21 protein-coding genes and 1 riboswitch are annotated in these 21,467 nt (G+C 36.2%); of the genes, 5 read left to right on the forward strand and 16 right to left on the reverse strand.

Features of this window, described 5'->3' with window-relative positions:
* Positions 1–407: 407 nt before the first annotated feature.
* From COMX_RS09275 to cobU, 3 genes are read right to left on the reverse strand one after another with little or no spacing between them, the layout of a single operon-like run.
* The gene (locus tag COMX_RS09275) at positions 408–1,862 is read right to left on the reverse strand and encodes a cobyric acid synthase (protein ID WP_034340454.1); all 1,455 of its coding nucleotides are present in this window, start codon (positions 1,860–1,862) and stop codon (positions 408–410) included.
* Positions 1,862–2,470 carry a cob(I)yrinic acid a,c-diamide adenosyltransferase gene (cobO, locus tag COMX_RS11230; RefSeq protein ID WP_034340457.1) on the reverse strand — a complete coding sequence of 203 codons (609 nt, stop codon included), beginning with the start codon at positions 2,468–2,470 and terminating at the stop codon, positions 1,862–1,864. The genes COMX_RS09275 and cobO overlap by 1 nt, the downstream gene beginning before the upstream one ends.
* 15 nt (positions 2,471–2,485) lie before the next feature.
* On the reverse strand, positions 2,486–2,986 hold the full coding sequence (gene cobU, locus COMX_RS11235) for a bifunctional adenosylcobinamide kinase/adenosylcobinamide-phosphate guanylyltransferase (protein WP_034340460.1): 501 nt from the start codon (positions 2,984–2,986) through the stop codon (positions 2,486–2,488).
* A gap of 116 nt (positions 2,987–3,102) precedes the next feature.
* Here cobU and COMX_RS09290 point away from each other — a divergent pair, with 116 nt between their 5' ends.
* Positions 3,103–4,035: a 2-hydroxyacid dehydrogenase gene (locus COMX_RS09290; RefSeq protein WP_034340462.1), complete on the forward strand. Its 933-nt coding sequence runs from the start codon at positions 3,103–3,105 to the stop codon at positions 4,033–4,035.
* 151 nt (positions 4,036–4,186) lie between these two features.
* Here the strand turns inward: COMX_RS09290 and COMX_RS09295 are convergent, their stop codons facing one another.
* A complete protein-coding gene (locus COMX_RS09295) occupies positions 4,187–5,089 on the reverse strand; it encodes an alpha/beta hydrolase family protein (RefSeq protein ID WP_051462083.1) in 903 nt (300 codons plus the stop codon).
* 57 nt (positions 5,090–5,146) lie between these two features.
* Positions 5,147–5,548, reverse strand: a complete 402-nt coding sequence (locus COMX_RS09300; RefSeq protein ID WP_051462085.1) for a hypothetical protein — start codon at positions 5,546–5,548, stop codon at positions 5,147–5,149.
* A gap of 51 nt (positions 5,549–5,599) precedes the next feature.
* A riboswitch (cobalamin riboswitch) is annotated at positions 5,600–5,780 on the forward strand.
* 98 nt (positions 5,781–5,878) lie between these two features.
* On the opposite strand from COMX_RS09300, the gene COMX_RS09305 reads away from it, so the two are divergent.
* Complete coding sequence (locus COMX_RS09305) at positions 5,879–6,913, forward strand: HoxN/HupN/NixA family nickel/cobalt transporter (RefSeq protein WP_034340464.1); 1,035 nt, start codon at positions 5,879–5,881, stop codon at positions 6,911–6,913.
* Between the two features lie 39 nt (positions 6,914–6,952).
* On the opposite strand, the gene cobJ is transcribed toward COMX_RS09305, so the two are convergent.
* From cobJ to COMX_RS10775, 9 genes are all read right to left on the reverse strand, one after another.
* Entirely contained in the window at positions 6,953–7,705 is a 753-nt protein-coding gene (gene cobJ, locus COMX_RS09310) for a precorrin-3B C(17)-methyltransferase (protein WP_034340466.1), read from the reverse strand.
* A gap of 5 nt (positions 7,706–7,710) precedes the next feature.
* A complete protein-coding gene (locus COMX_RS09315) occupies positions 7,711–8,418 on the reverse strand; it encodes a precorrin-2 C(20)-methyltransferase (RefSeq protein WP_034340468.1) in 708 nt (235 codons plus the stop codon).
* A gap of 3 nt (positions 8,419–8,421) precedes the next feature.
* Complete coding sequence (locus COMX_RS09320; RefSeq protein WP_034340470.1) at positions 8,422–9,057, reverse strand: precorrin-8X methylmutase; 636 nt, start codon at positions 9,055–9,057, stop codon at positions 8,422–8,424.
* Between the two features lie 13 nt (positions 9,058–9,070).
* Positions 9,071–10,276 (reverse strand): precorrin-3B synthase, encoded by a 1,206-nt coding sequence (gene cobG, locus COMX_RS09325; protein ID WP_034340472.1) that lies wholly within the window; start codon positions 10,274–10,276, stop codon positions 9,071–9,073.
* Entirely contained in the window at positions 10,269–13,622 is a 3,354-nt protein-coding gene (gene cobN / locus COMX_RS09330; protein WP_034340474.1) for a cobaltochelatase subunit CobN, read from the reverse strand. Before cobN ends, cobG begins: the two co-directional genes overlap by 8 nt.
* Positions 13,623–13,915: 293 nt before the next feature.
* Positions 13,916–14,125: a hypothetical protein gene (locus COMX_RS09335; protein ID WP_034340477.1), complete on the reverse strand. Its 210-nt coding sequence runs from the start codon at positions 14,123–14,125 to the stop codon at positions 13,916–13,918.
* 80 nt (positions 14,126–14,205) lie between these two features.
* On the reverse strand, positions 14,206–15,237 hold the full coding sequence (gene cobW / locus COMX_RS09340; protein ID WP_034340479.1) for a cobalamin biosynthesis protein CobW: 1,032 nt from the start codon (positions 15,235–15,237) through the stop codon (positions 14,206–14,208).
* A gap of 94 nt (positions 15,238–15,331) precedes the next feature.
* Positions 15,332–15,625 (reverse strand): hypothetical protein, encoded by a 294-nt coding sequence (locus COMX_RS10770; protein WP_051462086.1) that lies wholly within the window; start codon positions 15,623–15,625, stop codon positions 15,332–15,334.
* A 27-nt stretch (positions 15,626–15,652) separates the two neighbouring features.
* Positions 15,653–15,913 carry a hypothetical protein gene (locus tag COMX_RS10775; protein WP_051462087.1) on the reverse strand — a complete coding sequence of 87 codons (261 nt, stop codon included), beginning with the start codon at positions 15,911–15,913 and terminating at the stop codon, positions 15,653–15,655.
* Between the two features lie 490 nt (positions 15,914–16,403).
* Between COMX_RS10775 and COMX_RS09350 the strand changes: the two genes are divergently transcribed.
* The gene (locus COMX_RS09350) at positions 16,404–17,816 is read left to right on the forward strand and encodes a carbohydrate porin (RefSeq protein WP_034340482.1); all 1,413 of its coding nucleotides are present in this window, start codon (positions 16,404–16,406) and stop codon (positions 17,814–17,816) included.
* 278 nt (positions 17,817–18,094) lie between these two features.
* Here the strand turns inward: COMX_RS09350 and COMX_RS09360 are convergent, their stop codons facing one another.
* The gene (locus COMX_RS09360; protein WP_034340487.1) at positions 18,095–19,165 is read right to left on the reverse strand and encodes a hypothetical protein; all 1,071 of its coding nucleotides are present in this window, start codon (positions 19,163–19,165) and stop codon (positions 18,095–18,097) included.
* A 260-nt stretch (positions 19,166–19,425) separates the two neighbouring features.
* Between COMX_RS09360 and COMX_RS09365 the strand changes: the two genes are divergently transcribed.
* Entirely contained in the window at positions 19,426–20,091 is a 666-nt protein-coding gene (locus COMX_RS09365; RefSeq protein WP_034340490.1) for a nucleoside/nucleotide kinase family protein, read from the forward strand.
* Positions 20,070–20,558: a nuclear transport factor 2 family protein gene (locus COMX_RS09370; protein WP_235176859.1), complete on the forward strand. Its 489-nt coding sequence runs from the start codon at positions 20,070–20,072 to the stop codon at positions 20,556–20,558. Before COMX_RS09365 ends, COMX_RS09370 begins: the two co-directional genes overlap by 22 nt.
* Here the strand turns inward: COMX_RS09370 and COMX_RS09375 are convergent, their stop codons facing one another.
* The gene (locus tag COMX_RS09375; protein ID WP_034340494.1) at positions 20,559–21,314 is read right to left on the reverse strand and encodes a cobalt-precorrin-6A reductase; all 756 of its coding nucleotides are present in this window, start codon (positions 21,312–21,314) and stop codon (positions 20,559–20,561) included. It lies immediately after the preceding gene.
* Positions 21,315–21,467: the final 153 nt, after the last annotated feature.

The following is a 21,467-nucleotide window of genomic DNA, read 5'->3' on the forward strand; positions in this document are numbered from 1 at the left end:
ATTTATAATATTTCATTTTAAATCTAGATATTATTTATATTTTTTACATATATTAATTGAATAAATTACAAGTAGTTTACAAACTATATTAACTTAAAAGTAGTATTATTTGATAAAATCAATTGTTATTATAAGATAATAATTAATAATTAATAATTAATTTAACTATTGATCGATAGTTTTTTTTATAGAATTAACTTTTATAATTTTTTTATTATAAAAATATATTGCTAAACTAGCTAAAATAAGACTATATAAACAATCAAAGCTATTTTATTTATATTATGAAATAGTTTAAACCTACCTTGAGATAACCGACTATGTCTTTTAACTTAATCTCTTTATATTAACTACTTAATCTTACCTCCCTATTAGGGAGGTTTTTTTAACTCATTCAAAAAAGTCATTTAAATATAATTTAATAAATCAAGCACATCTAAATGCTGCTCTATATGGTTTGCCCATTTATCTAAATTGTTTTCAACTTGAGACAAAAAGTTAACATTGTTTGCTTTTATCCCAAAATAACTTAATAAAGCTTGGCGCGTTAAATCATGTTGAAAAACACCATGCAAATAAGTCCCTAAGACCTGACGGTTATTGGCTATAATTCCATCAGCTTGTTTATCGTTCAGTATTGCAAAAGGCTCATACTCACCATGATATTGTGTTACCCCCAAGTGCATTTCATAACCAGAACATTCTATATCTTCTATAAAAAGCCTACCTGTGACTTTTTGTAATGTTTTAGAATGCTCTAATTGGGTAGAGATATTAACCAAATTTAATCCATTAATATGGGAAATATCGCCTTCGATATGATGTGGATCACTAATTTGGGAACCAAGCATTTGATACCCTCCACAAATTCCCATCACAAACCCCCCCTGTCTCACGTGTGCTTTGATATCAATATCCCATCCAGTTTCATATATAGCTTGTAGGTCAGCAATCGTTGTTTTAGAGCCTGGAATAATAATAACGTTTGAGTTATTGGGAATAGAATCGCCTATTTTAACAAAATTCAACTGAACATTTTCTTCATATTTCAAAGGATCAAAATCATCAAAATTAGAAATGGTCGGTAAAAGTAAAACAGAAATCACAAGCTTACCCTGTGGCTGATGATAAACTGATTTTAAATCAGCAGCATCTTCGGCAGGTAATTGACTTAACCCAGGAAAATACGGCAACAACCCCATATTCTGCCATTGTGTTTTTTGACTGATCCAGTGCATAACATCGGTAAATAAAGAGGGATCTCCACGCATTTTATTAACGATAAAGCCTTTAACTAATCCCAAATCTTCTGATGATAAAACAGCATGTGTTCCAATAAGACTAGCAATAACACCTCCCCTATCAATATCACCAATTAAAAAAACAGGGGCTTTGACTGCCTGTGCAAATCCCATATTGGCAATATCATGGGAACGTAAGTTAATTTCTGAAGCAGAGCCTGCCCCTTCTATTAAAACAATATCTGCATGTTTTGATAAAATCTCAAAACTCTCCAACACATAAGGCATTAACTGAGGCTTGATTTCTTGATACTCTCTTGCCTTCGCTTGCCCCCAGATTTTACCCTGTACTATAATCTGAGATCCAACTTGACTTTGCGGTTTTAATAAAACAGGATTCATATGCACACTTGGTTCAACCCCACAAGCCATTGCTTGTAAGGCTTGCGCACGACCTATTTCCCCACCATCAGCCGTTACTGCCGCATTATTAGACATGTTTTGCGGTTTAAAAGGAAGAACTTTAAAGCCCCTGTGCCTTAATGCCCTGGCGATACCAGCAACTAGAACAGACTTACCAACACTGGAACCCGTTCCTTGAAACATCAAGGCATTCGCCATTAAAATTCAACCCCTTTTTGTGCTTTAACGCCCGCTTCGAAATGATGTTTGACCAAATTCATATCTGTTACTAAATCCGCAACCTCTATCAGCTCTTTTTTGGCATTACGTCCCGTAATCACAACATGTTGCATAGAGGGTCTTTGACGTAATCCCTCTAATACAGTTTCCATTGCAATATAATCATAACGTAACGCTATATTCAGCTCGTCCAAAATAACTAAAGAAACCTCTTCATCTTGTAAAAAACGTAAAGCAACTTCCCAGGCTTTGGCACAAGAGGCAATATCTTTTTCTTTATTCTGAGTATCCCAAGTAAACCCATCTCCAAGCGTATGCCATTGTAATAAATCAGGAAAATGCTCAGCCATTTTTCGCTCTCCTGTTTGCCATTCAGGAGCCTTAATAAATTGAATAACTGCACATTTACGGCCATACCCTAGATTTCTGAAAAGGAGACCAAAAGCTGCTGTGGATTTCCCTTTACCCGTGCCTGTATGAACCATAACCAGACCTTTAGTCTCTGTTTTGGAAGCAACTAGCTCGGTTTGCAGTTCCTTTCTTTTTTGCATTTTCTTTTTATGGTGTTCAGCATCATTTTCAGTCATTTTTTTTCCTTGGTTTTAGCCTTTAAGTTGCACCGGATAGCCTGCGATAATAAATGTAAATTTATCTGCAATTTTAGCAATTTCTTGATGAAGGTTTCCCGCATGATTGCGAAATTTCCTGGCCATAAAATCTGCGGGAACTATTCCCTGACCAACTTCATTACTAACAATAAAAACATCCCCTTGATAAGATTGTAAACACGCAACCAACTTTTGGATTTCATCTTGAATATTTCTATTATCCATCATTAAGTTGGTTAACCACAAAGTCAAACAATCGATAAGTATAGGCGTTTCAGTAGTTTTAGATAAATAATTAGCCATTTCGATTGGTTCTTCAATTGTAACCCACCCCTTCCCTCGACGACATTGATGATCTTTAATTTTTTTTTTCATCTCGTCGTCCCACGCCCTACCTGTAGCCAAGTAAATCCATGGCTGTGGATAGGGTATAAGTTGCGTCTCTGCATAATGGCTTTTACCAGATTTAGCCCCACCTAAGATAAAATGAATCATCACATTCAGCTTATTTCTAATTTAATTCTATAAAATCACCCTACAATATGCCTATAATTCAATAACATTCAATGTGAATATTTAATTCTTCTTTAAATAATGAAAGCATTAACCTCATGAAACCAGAAATTTTACAACTTGTTCCTATGAACCAATCTGTCCAAGAACAAGTCAATCAAAACTATATTAATCATATTGTTCTGGATGGTTTACCCTCAACTGATATTCTTAACAAAGTAGAAGCGATCATTACTAACGGAGTCATTGGTGCACCAACTGAGATGCTTAACGCACTACCAAATGTTAAACTCATCACGGTTCACGGCGTTGGTTATGATAATGTTAATACCGAAATTTTAAAGCAAAGAAATATCAAACTCAGTATTGCTACCAATGTACCTACCCAAGACGTTGCCGATATGGCAATTGGTTTATTACTAAACGTTGCTCGCCAACTTAACCTACGCGATCAGTTTATTAGAGAGGGAAAATGGGAAACAGAACGTTGTCATTACCAAGGAACCTCTATTTCGAACAAAAAAGTCGGCATCATGGGAATGGGTCCTATCGGCCGAGCCATTGCACAAAGGATCAGCGCATTTGATAATGAAGTCTCTTACACCGCACGTCATCAACATACAGACGTAAAGTGGAATTTTGTACCATCATTACTGGATCTTGCTAAACAATCAGATATATTTATTATTGCCGCTAGTGGTGGGGATAATTCACGTAAAGCCGTCAACCAAGAAATCATCGAAGCTATTGGAGAACGTGGGTTCCTGATTAATATCGGTCGTGGCGTCACTGTTGATGAAGAGGCTTTGATCGAATGTTTACAAAATAAAAAAATTGCTGGTGCTGGCCTAGATGTTTTTGCTGATGAACCCCACGTCCCTCAAGCTTTAAAAGATCTATCAAATATCGTTATGGCCCCCCATTCTGCAGGGGCAACTTATGAAACCTCCAAAAATATTTCAATTAAAATATTAAATTCTCTAAATGATTATTTTGCAGGAAGATCGTTACCTGATGAGGTTAAATTATGATTAACGCTATATCGTTAGCTAAATCCGTTAGGTAACTTTCATACGCTAATTCATACTGAGAATTTTCAATAATTATCTTTTTATACTGTCCATATAATATTCATAAAAATGCTGCTCATCTAAAACCTTACTAGCAGCATTTTACAAGAGTTTATTTTAATATTGGAAGTTGATCTAACCAATTGATAATCGTGGATTGTAAAGCAATACGATGATCATTATAGCCATGATTGGTAGGAATATGAACCAAGGATAGGTTTTTATTTCCTTCTTCTTCGACTGTCTGAGCAAATTTTTGATCCCCTTTAGCAAAAGAATCATTAGAATAAATAACCAATAAAGGTGTATTTTTAAGGCCTGGCGCGGCATTATTCATATCAAATTTTTGTTGGTTTTGAATAACCTCATCAGCCATTTTTTCAGGCGTTGTGTTCAATGTTTCAAAATTATCTGCCATCCAAGCCACTGTATCAGCGCGTTTAGGCGCAATAACAGCATTTCCCCCCATATTGGCAGCAGAGAACATCACAACACCCGCAATATTTTTTTCTTGGGCAGCAGTCATCGCAACAACCCATCCCCCCATACTATGTCCTGCCAACACAATTTGTTTTTCATTAATATTAAATTTCTTTTGATTTTCAGGATTTTGAATAAAGGATAATACTGCTTTGGCATCCTCTATATTCCCAGCAAAACTAAAATTACCAGGGCTGCCCCAAGAACCACGATAATTAAAGGTTAATACATTCCACCCATTTCTTCGGACGGCTTGGGCAAGATCAAGATTTTTTTCATTCCCTGGCACACCGTGTAAAAGAACCATGGTGGGATGAAGCCCTTTACCAGCAGCCAGCATAAATAGCCCATTAATTTTTACATTTTGTGTTGGGATATGAACAACTTGATCATTCGCTGTATAGTTTCTATCAGTTACAACAGGATCAGTATAAATGACAGAGGGTATTGTTTTCGCACTGACCGTGTTCAAACCAAAAGTGATCATACAACTACTAAGCACAACAGAGTAAAAAGAATATTTTAGTAAGTTCATCGTAAATAAAATCCTAAAAAAATTATAATAAAGGTTAATAATATTGATAATCTATCATTAGCGATGTTTTTTATGACACTGGTCGAAGCCAACTGCATATTTTTTATTATATGTTAATTGCACACGATGTTCATTCAAATCAGCAGAGTTATTCCATAAAATATGTTTGTTAACGTCATATTTAATCCATCCAATAGCCACTGATGTATTAGGATTATCTGGTTGAGAGATAACATCATAAACGACTTGGGCGCTAATCATATTCGGTTGATCATCATCAATCAGTAAATTGATCTTATCTTTCCCTACTTCATGCACTGGGAAGTTACTACTTCTGACCATCTCGGTAACATACGCATAACATTCTAGGTGCGGTTGTGCAAAAGCAGTTTGGTTCGTAACAAGCCCTGTGAAGATACTGAGTAATAAAATACAGCTATATCTTTTTATAATCATCATAAATATCTCTTTAAAAAGCAAATTTTAATCATAGTCTTTTAAAGAATTTACGACTATAACAATCTTGATGGTTCCTTTGGAATAATAGGGAATATAGTGTAATTCTATAGCTGCCCCCGCAACTGTTAATAGTTAGTAACCTCTGTCATACCACTGAAGTTTTTACTTTGGGAAGGTTGAGGTTATGTCAATACTATGAAGTCAGGAGACCTGCCATCATTAATCGTCAACATGAAAACATTGGGCGGGGTGCCTCAATGCAGCAAAGATCTGTCACTGATGGTTCTTTTTCTTTCATAATGACATGAATATTACCGCAAGGAACTTTTCATGTTTACTGCACTTAAACATCTTTTTGATGAAAGCTCGCCTAATTTAAAGGCGCGTATCATTACTATTTATATAATCCTTGCTGTTATTAATATCGGCGCATGGATTTGGGCATTTATTGCCTTTTATGACAAACCTACTTTACTTGGGGTTTCTTTGGTTATTTATGGCTTGGGGTTACGCCATGCTGTGGATGCTGATCATATCGCTGCTATCGACAACGTTACCCGTAAATTAATGCAAATGAATCAAAGACCTGTTTCAGTAGGTTTTTTCTTTGCTATGGGGCATTCAACAGTTGTTTTTATTGCCGCTGCGTTGGTTGCTATTGCTGCCAGCACATTAAATAATTTTGGCAATTTTCAGAAAATTTCTGGCGTGATTGGAACATTGGTTTCCTCGGCATTTTTGCTTATTATCGCGATTATGAACATTTGTATTTTTGTTTCTATTTATAAATCATATAAACGCGTAAAAGCAGGAGGCAGTTATATCGATGAAGATCTGGATCTTTTATTGAATAATCGAGGATTTTTATCACGCCTATTCCGCCCTATGTTTAAACTAGTAACCAAGGGATGGCATATGTTTCCCCTTGGGATTTTATTTGGCCTGAGTTTTGATACAGCCACCGAAGTCTCGATGTTTGGCGTTGCTGCAGCACAGGCCACTCAAGGAGTGCCAATTGAATCCATCTTGGTTTTCCCAGTTTTATTTGCAGCAGGAATGTCTTTGATCGATACATCCGATGGTATTTTAATGCTCAAAGCCTATGACTGGGCCTTTGTTAAACCCATGCGTAAATTATTTTATAATATGTCGATTACCTTGGTTTCTATTATCGTAGCGCTATTTATTGGTGGTATCGAAGCTTTAGGATTAATTGCAGATCAACTGGAACTTACGGGAACATTTTGGGATTGGATTAGTGCACTGGGAAGTAATTTTAATGATTTAGGTTATGCCATCATTGGATTATTTATTATCGCGTGGATAATTTCTTATCTAATTTATAAACAACAAAATATAGAGTGATTTAAGATGCAAGATAAAATTTATTATCTTGCATTATCTCTATGATTGTATTGATCTAGGGGTATAAAACCAAATCTTTTGATTAGTTTGTATAAGCTTACTATAACGACTGCCAATTAAAACCAGGGTTTGCATATTTCCCATAGAAGCACTGGCCTCTTTTAAATTCGTAAGCTCAATATGCTCATTATCACGCGAGATCGCCTGACAAAAAGCAACAGGAATATCTAAAGGTAACTCTTCTCTTAAAAGATCAAGTGCAGTATCCAATTGCCAAGGTCTAGCCTTAGATACCGCATTATATAACGCAATAACAAAATCCGCCTGAGCTGCCAGCCGTAATCGTTTTAAGATGATTTCCCACGGTTTTAAGTTATCCGATAAAGAAATCGCACAAAAGTCATGCCCCAAAGGTGCCCCCAACCGAGAGGCTGCGGCAAACATTGCTGAAATACCAGGTAAAACGGTAACCTCAATATCTTTAAATGAAGGATCACCATGTTCAATGGCTTCAAATACTGCACTAGCCATAGCAAAAACACCAGCATCACCAGAAGATACCACACCAACCCTTTGCCCTTGTTGCGCCAATAATAACGCATGACGTGCACGATCTAATTCTTCACGATTATCAGAAATATGTTTAAGAATATGTGCTGGCACTTGCACACGATTAACATAAGGACCATAGCCAATAATATCTGTCAAAGTTGGCAATAAAGCCTCCACTTCTATTGTTTGTAAATTCTGTTCCCCAGGGCCCAAACCAATAATATACACATGTCCGCTCATGATTATTATCCCGCAATCAGAATTAAAGAGAAATAAGGGGCGATACCTGTGAACTCAGATAGTGGCATAATTTTTTCTTGAACTTGGGTTCCCCTCTCAATATAGATCGCTTTATCATACATATTCGCTTCTTGTAATGCTTGCTTAACCTTGGATAAATTTCGCCCTATTTTCATAATAACAACAGCATTACAATAACAAAGTTTGGTAACCAGTTCTTCTGAGGATAATGTTGCAGGTAACACGGTCAATGTTTGCTCATATTTCACAATAGGAAGTTGCGCATTACTCCAACACCCACTCATCGCAGAAATACCAGGTACAATATGTGTCGAATAACTGGGTTGCAAACGCTCCAAAATATACATAGCTGACCCATAAAAAAGAGGATCACCCTCACATAGCAACGCTACATCTTGGTTGTTTTTTAAATGCTGTTCTATTATATCAGCACATTCATCGTAAAACAAAGATAAAGCCTGCTTGTATTCATTAGTTTTATGCGGAATTTCGGTCGTGATTGGATATTCAAAACGTAACTCTTGCTGCGTTGATACTATCATATCGTCAGCTATTTTACGAGCATGACCAACTTCACCTTTTTTGGCAAAATAAGCATAAAAAGAAATATAACGTAAAATTCGTTCGGCTTTACGAGTTACCAACTCAGGATCACCAGGCCCCATGCCAAGAATATATAAATGACCACTCATAAATTATATTTCCTGTTTTTGAGCCAAAGCATTGATCGCTGCAACCGCCATCGCACTGCCACCTTGACGACCCTTAACAATAAGATAAGGAATTTTACCCCACTCTACCAAAGCTTCTTTTGATTCCATTGCCCCAACAAATCCAACAGGAACACCAATAATTGCTGCTGGATAAGGAATTTTTTTATCCTCTAGTAAATTAATTAAATGAAACAACGTTGTCGGGGCATTCCCAATAACAACCACGGCACCTTCTAGTGCATCTCCCCATAAATGAACTGCTGCTGCGGAGCGTGTATTTTGCAGTATTTGCGCCATTTTGGGTGTGTCAGGATGATTGAGTGTACAAATGATGTCGTTATTTTGTGGCAGCCTACGTTTCGTAATCCCGTGTGCTACCATTTCTGCATCACAAAAAATAGGCTTACCTTGCTGTAAAGCTTTCTCTACTACCTTTACAACTTGAGGATGAAAGGCCAGTTGTTCGGTTATCTCAATACGACCACAAGCATGAATGATCCGCACCGCAATTCTCGCTTGATCCTCGGTAAAACTTGATAGATCAGCCTCATGGCGAATCGTTGCAAAAGATTGCTTATAAATTGCTTGGCCATCATGGATATAATCATATAAAGACATCAAACAGCTTTTCTTAATGAGAATTACAGAATTCTGTTTGTAGCAAATTGAGTATTTCTGTCAATTTGAGATTTCGATAAGATGGTTTTTGATCTGCTTTCCCATTTAAAATTAAATTATATCCATCAGCCGTTGCACTCAACGTAACAGGATTAATTCCAGGGGAAGCACATCCTTTGGCACAACCCGAAAGATGCAATATCTGTTTTTGATTTTTCCAAATAGGAATTAAATCAAAAACATCCCGCATCGTTGCTTGTTGTCCTTGTATACAAGAAGGTTTTCCAGGACATAAAGTAATATGCAATCTAGGGTCATGATCGTCTGTAATAAAGTTACCAAGCTTTTCTAAAGCCTCTTGTTCGCAATCTGGCAAAATAATACTGCGCCATGGTGTAAAACGCATAGTGCCATTTCCGTATTGCTCAGCAAAATTGGCAAGATCAGATAATTGTCCTGCATTAATCAATCCAAAAGGAACACCAATATGGACGAAAGATATAGTCGAAAGTTCTACAAAACCTAGAGGTAGTAAATGTTGATCTTCTATATTTTTATAATAAATAGTTGGGTAGACACATTCTTTTAAATATTGCTCGGCATTTTGAGACTCTAATAAACGCTTGATTTGATGGTGAATACAAAATTGCATAATTTCTAAAATAAGCGGAACAAGCTGTTGTTTTTCACATAGGATCACTTGTTCAAATTTTCCTAATTGAACAATCCATTGATCTTTATAAGCACGAATATTCACATCATTATAAATTTTTTGTAACCCATATTGTTCGCCCCCAGAGATCAGGAAACTAAATTTTCCTGTTAAAGGATGAATATCAGGATGATTTTGTAATGCAATTTGTAACTCTTGGGCAATATCATAAACTTCAACATGTCTTAATGGATCAATATCCCATAAAGGAGAAATCATAATATTACGCTTTTCTTCCATATTCGCCGTATCAGAACTTAATTGCGCTTTAATAACTTGGGGGATGACCAAATCTATATTTTCGCGAGTAAACCCTCGTAATTGTAAATTTCCTTTTTGAGAAAGATTAATATAGCCATTGCCATATTGTTCGGATATTCCCGCAACGAATTGCGCCTGATCAGAAGTAACCGAACCAAAAAAAGGTTTAATGCGACATAAAAAACCATCTCCTGTTTCCATCGGTTTAAATAATGAAGGACACCATCCTCTACGAATATTATTCATCCTCTTCATCCTCGTTCAAAATCATGGCAGCACTATTGGAACGAGGATGCCATAATCCACGTTCTTGTGCTTCTTTAAAGCGATTTTGAATGGCTTTTTTTGCCTCATTATTGGCTTTTATTAAAAAATCTTTAACCTCATCATTACCCAAAGTTGCTTCAAAAACCAAGTTGAATTGCTGATCAAAACGATGCGATAAGGTAGCAGCAAATCCAAATAAAGCATCAACTGATCTGGCAATTTCAGCAGCACCTCGATAAGAGTGTTTCATCATAAAGTTAATCCATACAGGGTTGGCAACCCTCCCTCTTGTAATACGGTTTACTTCTTCAACTAATAACCGAATTTTGGGCGTTTCAGCTTTGGATGTATCCACATGATATAAGACAGGATAGTTATCAAAAAGCTTGGCAGCAGCAGCAAAACCACCTTCATGAGCAGCATAATCAGGACTGTCTAATAAATCAATTTCAGCATGATCTTGGCTATGAAAAAAAGCTTGTGTTGTTTTTAATCGATCGGCAAAACCTTGCTGATCATACTCGCCATTTTTATTCTGACCATATCCATAGGCTGAATTCTTTAACCATAACTCACCAAGCTCTTTTTGATCTTGCCAACTCCCTGTACTAAGCGGGTGCTCTATACCTGTACCATAATTACCTTGAGCAGTGCCATAAATGCGCGTTAATGCTTGCTGACGTGCTTCAGGAGGTGTTATTTGATATAGGCCTGCCAAAGGATTCCATTCAGCTGATTCATCTCGCAAAGCAATGGCTTTGATCGTTTGATCAAAATTATTAATTTGGACTTCAAAAGCGTCACGAAAAAAACCAGAAATACGCAAGGTTACATCAACACGAGGGCGATCCATTTCTGGCAAAGGCGTAATCTCAATAGCATGCACTCTGCCTGAGGTTGGATCCCATAAAGGTTTTGCCCCCATTAAGATATATGCCAAGGCAAGGTCTTCTCCCCCTGTTCTGAGATTTGTACTGCCCCATAAATCAATCACCAAATGACGTAAATGATCCCCATTTTCCTGCAGGTATCGTAACAATAATTGGTCCGCTGCTTTTTGTGCCAATAAATAAGCTGTTTGAGTGGGAATGGCTCTGGGATCAACGCTATATAAATTACGCCCTGTCGGAAGCACGTCCAGACGCCCACGGGTCGGCGCACCTGCGGGGCCTGGCTCTATAAATTTTCCAGAAAGTGCATTTAATAAAGCATATTTTTCTTTATCTGCGCACTGATCCAATTTTTGCTTAAGCTCAGCGATTTTGTCAGGTGCATATGCTTGGATATTATCTAAAATTTGCTGTTTTTTTACTGGAGGCATGCCGAAAATATGTAACCCTTCACGGATTTGTAAATCTTTGACATCACACAAATAGGCATCAAGATGACTTAAGGCAATTTCATCACCGCTTTCTTGGCGATTAATTCCTGTTTCAGCCAATAGGCCACAAGATTCAGCTTTATCTAAAATTGCGCCTAATAGTAACTGACTACGCCTGCGATCCAAGCCATCAGCCTCGGCATAATCATCAATAAGGCGCTCTAACTCTGCAGCAGATCCACTTAAAATCGCTTTATTCACAGGTGGCGTTAAATGTCCAATCGTTACCGCCCCCAATCTGCGTTTAGCACATGCTGCCTCGCCTGGATTATTCACAATAAAAGGATATATTACAGGTAGGCCTTGCAATAAAACAGCAGGTGCACATTCATCAGATAAGGCGGTGGCTTTACCCGGCAACCACTCCGTTGTACCATGGGTGCCAAGATGAATCATCGCATCAATTTCTTGTATTTTTCGTAACCATAAATAGGTTGCAATATATCCATGTGAAGGGGGGGTATCTGGATCATGATATAAAGTTTTATGATCGGTAATTGTCGCTCTTTCGGGTTGAATGGCAATCACAATATGATCCAGCTTTAGATAACGTAAAGTAAAAAATCCGTTTTGAAGTGTTTCATCTTGTTCGACATCAGGCCAGTTTTTTAAAACTGCTTGTTGAAACCCTATTGGGAGCTCTGAAAAAAGTATTTTATACTCATTGATGCTTAATATCTTGTAAGCTTCTTTTTTACATAAAATGGCAGTTAATTCATCACTTGATGGAATATGTTGCGCAACAGTGTAATCTTCATCATGCAGCCATTGTAAAATATAATATAAACTCGCAAAACTATCCAACCCAACGGCATGGCCTTCTTGTCCACCAACACCGGGATAGTTTGATAAAAACAAAGCTATTTTTTTATCTTTATTTGCTTTACTCGACAGGTTAATCCAACCCAACGCACGATCAATAACAAGATCTATACCCTCAGAATACGGCTCATAACAAAGCCGACCATTTTCTTCTTTTTTAAACGCGATAGCTGTGGTGAGGATTTTGCCGTCAAGCTCAGGTAAGACAACTTGAATAGCAAGATCGGTTTGCGATAACCCCCGAAAACTTTGTTCCCATAATGCTTTGCTATTTCCTGGTTGTAGCATCTGTAAAACAGGCACATTTATTTGTTTAAAAAGCGAACATTCTGGATCTTGCTGAATAGAGAAATAGGTCACATTTAATATAAGTTGTGGACGAGTTTTTTGTACAAAATCAGAAACCCAATAAGACACTGTTGGATCTTTTAACGAAGAAAGATAAACCGCTTTTACATTGATGTTTTTGTCAGAAAAACGCTGAGCCAGTAAAGTAATGGGCGCAATATTGTCCGCTAATAAATGTGTGCGATAAAAGAAGATAACTATAGTTGGTTGATTTTCATAATGCTTAAAAGGAAAAAAATGCTCCCCAACCATCGGCAAATTTTCAGGATTAGCCTGATAGGATTTTTGAGTTAAATAATGGTTCGTTAAACGCAAAATATGTGCATAATTATGAGCACCTCCCTCATAAAAGAACGCTTTGAATTGCGTTAAGAGTTCCATTGGAACTGCACAAAGCTCATCCAATTTGGGGTCATCATATCCTTCACCAGAAATCACCAGTAAAGGAATATTATGTGCTTTACAGGAGGCTACAACTTCTTCTGTTCCATAACGCCAATATTCAATCCCACCCAAAAGACGCAAGATGACAAATTTAGATTTCTTGAGTGTGTCCTCAATATACAAATCCACCGACATTGGGTGACGCAAACGTTGTAAGGGAACCAATCGAATAGAGGTTGTTTGAAACTCACTTTGTTCCAAACATTGCGCTATAATATTCAGGTCGCTATCTGAAAAAGACAAAAATAAAATATCCGCTGGTTTATGTTGCAAATCCTCGGCAGGAGCTTGCTCATCCAAAGTTTTAATTTCACGAACCAGTAAATGCATTAAGTGTCTCTTTTAAAATATTAAGCAATTCGTTTAGAATAATGTCCAACCTTTTACATTCTCAAATTGAATATACAGTTTTTTCTCTAGCTCTATAAGGTTCTCGTAAATAATTGTTGGAGCATAAAGCGCTTCTTTATGAGAATTGTTTGGATCTAAATATCCATTCGTCTATGCATAATCAACATATGGCGCAATTTGTGCACCAGATTTGATTATTGTATCTAAAATTTTACTAATACCATCATCCTTATTAAAAAGAAATTTTGATTCTCTATAAGCCTTTACAAGCTCTAGTTTGCATATTGTTTCTTCTTTAATTGGTTGCTATACAATGCTTTATAATTATTTAATGCAGCTACATAAACATTAAAGCGCCGCTCATACAAATCAAGTTTTACTTTAGCACTCGCTATTTTCATTTGAGAATAAGCAATAATGGAAGTAATGATACCAATTAAACAAGTTGAAATAGCTACAACTAAAGTGACATAATTACCCATTATCTTCAATCTTTCATCAAATAAATTAAGCATTATAGCTATTTCATGTTTGTTTGATAATCGCAAAAGCTGATTAAAAACTATTGTAACGCCAATCGAATAGCTTCTTGATCTATCCCAGTTTCCCCAATGATAATCAATTTACTCTCACGACTTTCATCTGCACGCCATGCGCGATCAAAATGATAGTTAAACCGTTGACCTACACCGTGGATTTCTAAACGCATCGGTTTGTTCGCAATATTCACGTAACCTTTAATGCGTAAAATATCATGTGTGTTCGCTAATTGAATTAACTTGTGAACCAACTTTTCTGGGTTATCTGTCGTTGGGATCGTCACCACAAAGCTTGTAAAATCATCATGTTCATGATCTTCGCCTTCTGCGTCATGATGAGAAGGTCGAGAATGCAAATCATCTTCGGCAGCGGCATTAATTCCCAAAATAATTTCTGGATCAATTTTCCCGTGTGACGCATGAATAATCTTCACAGCTTTAGGGAGTTCCTTTTGAATATCTTTGGTGAGTTGTTGTGCTTGTTCAGGCGTAATCAAATCAATTTTGTTTAAAATAACCAAATCAGCAGAACAAAGTTGATCTTCGAATACTTCATGCAATGGATTATCATGGTCCAAAGAAGGATCAGCAGCACGTTGTTGTGCCACTGCATCAGGATCATCTGCAAACTGCCCAGCCAATACTGCGGGAGAGTCCACCAAAGTTACGACCCCATCAACCGTCATTCTGGTTTTAATACTGGGCCAATTAAACGCTTTGATCAAAGGTTTTGGCAATGCCAATCCAGAGGTTTCAATAATAATATGTTCTGGAGGATCCTTACGGTCTAGCAGAGCCTCCATCGTGGGTAGAAATTCATCGGCAACCGTGCAACAAATACATCCATTGGCCAGCTCTACGATATTTTCTTCGGTACAACCAGGGACACCACAATTTTTTAAAATATCCCCATCAATTCCCAAAGAACCAAATTCATTGACAATAATCGCAATTTTTTTATGAGAAGCTTGTTCCATTAACGAACGCAGTAATGTGGTTTTACCTGCACCTAAAAAACCAGAAATGATGGTTGCTGGAACACGAGTGGATTGCATCTGTTTGTCCTGTCTTTATCAGTAAGTTTGTGGATTACACAGCTTACTGTTTTTATTCTCTGAAGGAAAGAGCTCAAAAAATGCAATTCTTAGATCACAAAAAATTATTTACGATAAGGCCTGGTGCATATCCATTATCTTGTGGGAAAGCTTGTTGGCGACAATCTTTCACGACATTTTGTATTGTTGGATATATAGCCACCCCAATAATACCTGTATTATTGATATCTCCTGCTACAGAATGCGCTGCATAACTGTCTTGTGGCTTAGAGAAACGAAAGGATGCAACATCTGAACTGCTTTTACGAAAACCCTCGATCGTCAAAGACTGATTGGGATAAATAATATACCCTGCATTTTTAACAGAGCCTTTTAGTCCTGAAAGCACATCAATACCATCAACTGTCGCAATAATTTAATAAGACTGTTTGTCATCACTATTATAAAAATACAGCTTATAACGTTGGCCTTCTTTTGCTTTTAACTGATACGTATTGGGTGCTGTATATGCCATTTTAAAACGACCTCCATTTTCTTTTTCAATATCTAAATTCACTTTCTGCAAATAGACCATATCTACTCTTTGCCAATAATCTTTTGGTGTTGTTTCACTGTAATATATACTGGCTATTGCGATTGGTTGAGCAGTCATACGCTGTGTATTGACATTTGTCACAGCAGAAGAAACATTTTCACCCCATTAGGTTCCCAGACGTCCTTTTTCTGCTTATCGATATGTCTCACTAGAAGCAGATATACCAGCAGATGCAGCAGAAGTTATAACAGGACCAGAATTATGTAGGCTGCACTCAACCAAAGCAACAATTACAAAGGGTAATGCATATTTAAATTGAAAATATACTTTATTATCAATCCATTTTAATTAGGGATATAAATTTTATAATGTAGGCGATATTATCTGTTTGTACATGATATATTTAATTGAATTTATTCCGTTAAATTTTGTAACGATATAAATCGAATAATCCATATTGCAATTATATTACAATTAGCAATTAATTTTTGAAATTTTAATAAAATAAATTTGAAAAAAATTACGAAAATGTTACTTTTATATTAATACTATTAACAATACTACTTTATTTATAAATATTACGTTTTTTCATAGGTTGTTCTGTATGGTTACTAAATATTGTTTTAAGACTATGTATATATATTCCGCCTTTTTATTAGGCTGCAGTTTTCCCAGCGCATATGCACAATCTAAAGCTGATGCAGACAAAAGCGCGACGAAAGAATCTAAGGATTCAACATCAGTTGTAAAAAACAATGAACCTACAGAAGCAACACCTTATCATATTGATACAGCTTATGATCCCGATGAAGCCCTTTTTTCTGAAGGTGCTAATAAATATCTAGAACAATATGGTATTCAATTTGGCCTTAATTGGATTTCTGAAACAACAGGCGTGGTTCGAGGTGGCAAAAAAAAGGGGGCTGATTACGCGCATGAAGTTGAATTTACGCTAGATATTGACTGGGAAAAAATTATTGGTTGGAAAGGGTTTTCTACCCATTTAATCGCTATGAATTTAGCTGGACGTAATACCAGTGCAGATTATGTTGGCGATCCATATATGAATACTCAAGAAATCTATGGCAGCAGTAATGGTCGTTTTTTACGTTTATATAATTTATATGCTGAACAAGCATTATGGAATAATAAAATCAATATTAAAATAGGCCGCTATGACGTGGGAAGCGACTTTGCGGTCAGCCCGTTTGCCTGTGAATATGTAACGGCAGCGACTTGTAGTCAGATGACCAGCATGGGTGCACAACAAGGATATTCTGCATGGCCAAATAACGTATGGGCAGGACGGATTTTATATAATATTACTGATCAATTTACTTTCCAAGTTGGTGCCTATGAAAGTTCCCCTTTTGGAGATACAGGTCAAGGGGGACCCGCAGGAGTTTCATGGGGAACAAAGCACGCAACAGGTGCATTTATCCCTGTTGAATTTGGTTACAATCCCAAATTTGGGAAAAATCAGTTAGATGGATATTACCGTATTGGTGGAGGTTACGATACCAGTAAATTTGATACTTGGTCTTCACAAGTCACAGAATCAGGTAAACAAGATAGTGCCACTCAATATTGGATAATGTTTGGGCAAATGATCCATCGTAATGATCCTATGGAAACTCATGGTTTATATATATTAGGCAATTGGGGGCATCAATCTCCATCAACAAGCAGTTTTAAAGATTATTATAATATCGGTTTTCTCGACCGTGGATTTTGGCATGCCAGACCCTATGATCAAATTGGTTTTATGATGACATATTACACCATTCCCCGCTCACTGAGAGGTGCACAAAAATATCAGATGTCACAAGGGGACATGTTCATGGAAAATGGCAGTTATAGCTTACTCAATAACGCCATTTCAGCACAATCAAATGCCATGGTATTCGAATTAAACTATGGAATTGCAGCTTATAAAGGAATTAAAATTATGCCCGTTTTCGAATATTTTCATAAAGTTGGCGCATATAAAAATCTTTATAATGATGCTGTTGTATTCGGTGTGCATACAAATGTTGTCTTTTAATAACAAAGAAAACTTATATTTATTAAATTTTTAAAAAACAAAAATTAATTACTATTAAAAAAACATTTATCACTAATAATCACTGTTGGTGATAAATGTTCTTGTATCTATTTTCCATCAGAAAAACATATTCATTTATATCATATTGTAACTGCTGGACCTTCAATAAAATGATTAAGTCTATGTATATCAAAGTATAAAATTTTACTTTGTCAATCCGCATGGCGCCATATAATCCATCATATTGTTCCCTATTATACACAATTTATTCCAAATAATTATTCACAATTTTTACTTTGTGTATGCCAAATTTTCTCAGCGTAACGGCCAATAATTGCTAGTGATATCCCAAGAATTAAGAAAAATATAACTTTATGCATATTATCCCAAAAATATTCGAAAAAACGCGTATATATATTAATTCCTAAAAAGGTTAATCCAAAGCCTCTTAACATACCGTCATCTGTTTTAAGGCTAATATAAATACAAAGCAACGATGCTAAAAAGAATAATATAACCCACGGCAATAATGCTGTTTGATGTAACCTATGCCACTCATTAAAACTATAGTTTCCAAAGATCGACAATATCCATAAGGCAACAAATAAATAAAGTAATCCCATTATTTTGCTGATCGTTAATAAATGACGTTGTTGTAGTAGTGATTGCGTAACAAAACAAAGGAATAACAATACACTTCCAAATAAGACAAACCGAATAGGATATCCCATTCCTAGCCAATAAGTTCCCCCACCTGACATATACCCTGTTTCTAAACCAAACCAGTTACCAAGAGATAAAAGAAAAAATAACCATATCATCCCTGAACGTGCAACGAACCCTATTAAACCATAGATTATGCATCCAATTAAAAAGAGTGGTGCGATATGACCACTGCCATTATCTAAGGCCACGCCTAATTGTGAGATTGCTAAAGCTGTAAACACAACACCAAAAAATAAAATGGCTTCTGTACTATAATGCCATTGCTCTTGAGATCGTTGTCTGTAAAAACCCCAACCATAACATCCCAAAGCAATTAGGGTTGGAAACAAAATACGTATTACGAATACGTTATCAATTACATAGAGAACAAAATTATTCAAATAATTGATAAATCGACCTAAATATTCCATTAAAAACGAATCAGCAAACAAGCTTCCCATTGAAACCACTATGCAAATAGAAGCGGCCCAAAAACTATAACGACTAAGACGTTTCCAATCAAACGTTGCTATATTTAAGCTGTCAGATAATTGCTGTCTTTTTTCAGAAGAAAGATCGCCATGAGATTCCCACTCTGTAAGAGCTCGCTGAATAATTTTTTGCTCTTTTTTGGTAATATTCATATTGACCTCTGTTATAGATAACGAAATAGAAAAAAGATTACTTTAGAAAATCATACTTCATCAGCAGTAATCTCCAATTTTATTATACCTTATTTTACACTATAAACGTCAAATATTAGGTTGCTTGCGATATGATTTAATACAATAAATACTTAAGCTCTTGTCAAACAACTTCATTAAAACTTTTCATAAGAATAACTTTTACTTTTTCAAATTTGTATTATTCTAAAACAAATTGAACGTTTGAAAAGGATACCATCATGGGAAGTATCAGTGAAAACCCTGTTGAAGGACTTGCTCTAGCTCAAGAATATATTAATCGTGCCAAAACTTTGGCACAAAAGAAAAAGCGTACAATACTCGCTATTGCAGGGGCGCCAGGTTCTGGCAAATCAACGGTTGCAAGATTACTGCACGAAGCGCTTGCAGATATCTCTATGATTGTTCCAATGGATGGATATCATCTTTCAAACAAAGAACTTGAACGTCTAAAACGCAAAGAACGCAAAGGTGCCCCCGATACTTTTGATGTTTGGGGATATAAATCTCTAATTGAGCGGTTAAAAAACCAACAAGCTGGTGAGATTATATATGCACCTGAATTTTATCGTACTATCGAAGAGCCTATTGCTGGATCCATCCCGATTTTTTCTGATATTCCTTTAATTATTACCGAAGGAAACTATCTATTACTTTCACAAGGCGAATGGAAAACTTTATCACCAATTTTTGATGAGAAATGGTTTGTAACAGCTCCAGTTTCTGATCGACAACAACGTTTGGTTGAACGCCATCATTATTTTGGCCGCTCCATAGAGGAAGCCAAAGCTTGGGTTGAACAAACTGATGAACCCAATGCACAACTGATTGAGAAAAATCGTGAAAATACTGATCTGGTTATTGAATGGAACAATCCAGCAAAATGATTGAACAACGCCCTCCTTTGCCTCCTTTTACATTAGAAACTGCCACCCAAAAAGTAAGAATGGCAGAGAATAGCTGGAATAACCAAAACCCAGAAAAGATAGCCTTAGTGTATACAATAGATAGTCAATGGCGCAATCGCTCGGAGTTTATTACAGGTCGTCAAGAAATTATTCAATTTCTTACCCGAAAATGGCAATCTGAACTGGGTTACCGCTTAATCAAGGAATTATGGGCTTTTACAGATCATAAAATAGCCGTTCGCTTCGCATATGAATGGCATAATAATCATGGAAACTGGTTTCGCTCTTATGGAAATGAAAACTGGGAGTTTGATGAATATGGTTTAATGAGCAAAAGATTTGCTTGTATCAACGATTTATCGATTAAAGAAACTGAACGTCAATTTTTATGGCAACCAGGGGTCAGACCTGATAATTATCCTAATTTGTCATCTTTGGGTTTATAATTATATATTCAAAGCCCATTGATAAGCCTCTTGCCATGTATACATACATGGCATAGGCTCCATGCTTGGTCTTCGAATTAGAATAACAGGAATATGTAATTTTCGAGCTGCACTAATCTTTGCATAAACTGTTTTACCACCAGAATTCTTACTGATAATATAATCAATTTGATATTGCTTTAAAAATGCGATTTCATCTGCTTCACTAAATGGCCCTTTAGCCTGAATAAGCTGGGCATTATCAGGGATATATATGTCTTCTGGCCTATCAACACTGCGTATCCAATAATGATGCGGTATCTTGCATTCTTTAAAAGTAAGTAGCTCTTTACGCCCAATTGTTACAAAAACATTTTTAGGATACTGACCTAATGCTGTAACTGCATCTTGTGGGCTGTTAACTTCACACCAAATATCCCCGTTTTCTTTAACCCAAGCTGGTCGTCCTAAACGTAAAAAAGCAGTATTTGTTATTTGTGCAGCGTGATAAGCATTTCGGGTAATTTGTTGTGCAAAAGGATGAGTGGCATCAATAATCGCATCTATATGATGATTTTTAATCCATTCTGCCATTTTTATCATCCCACCAAATCCACCTATTCTTATTTGAACCTGTGGTGGTAAAACTGGATTTTTAGTTACACCAGCCAATGAAAAAAAAATATTAAATTTATCTTGATTAACAGCGTTTTTAGTAAAATTAGAGGCTTCTGTGGTTCCTCCTAATAATAAAATTTTTTTCTGAATTTTATACATCTATTCAATAACATATCTAGGTAACTATACGTTATAGTAAGCTATATACAAAACGAATACCAGTGTATAAAAAAAGAATATAAGCTTTCTAAGAAGAATTTATCCCCATATGAGCTGCTTAAATAGCGAATTGGTGATATTTTATAAAATCTG

The sequence above is a fragment of the Commensalibacter papalotli (ex Servin-Garciduenas et al. 2014) genome, assembly GCF_000527695.1.
GTDB lineage: Bacteria > Pseudomonadota > Alphaproteobacteria > Acetobacterales > Acetobacteraceae > Commensalibacter > Commensalibacter papalotli.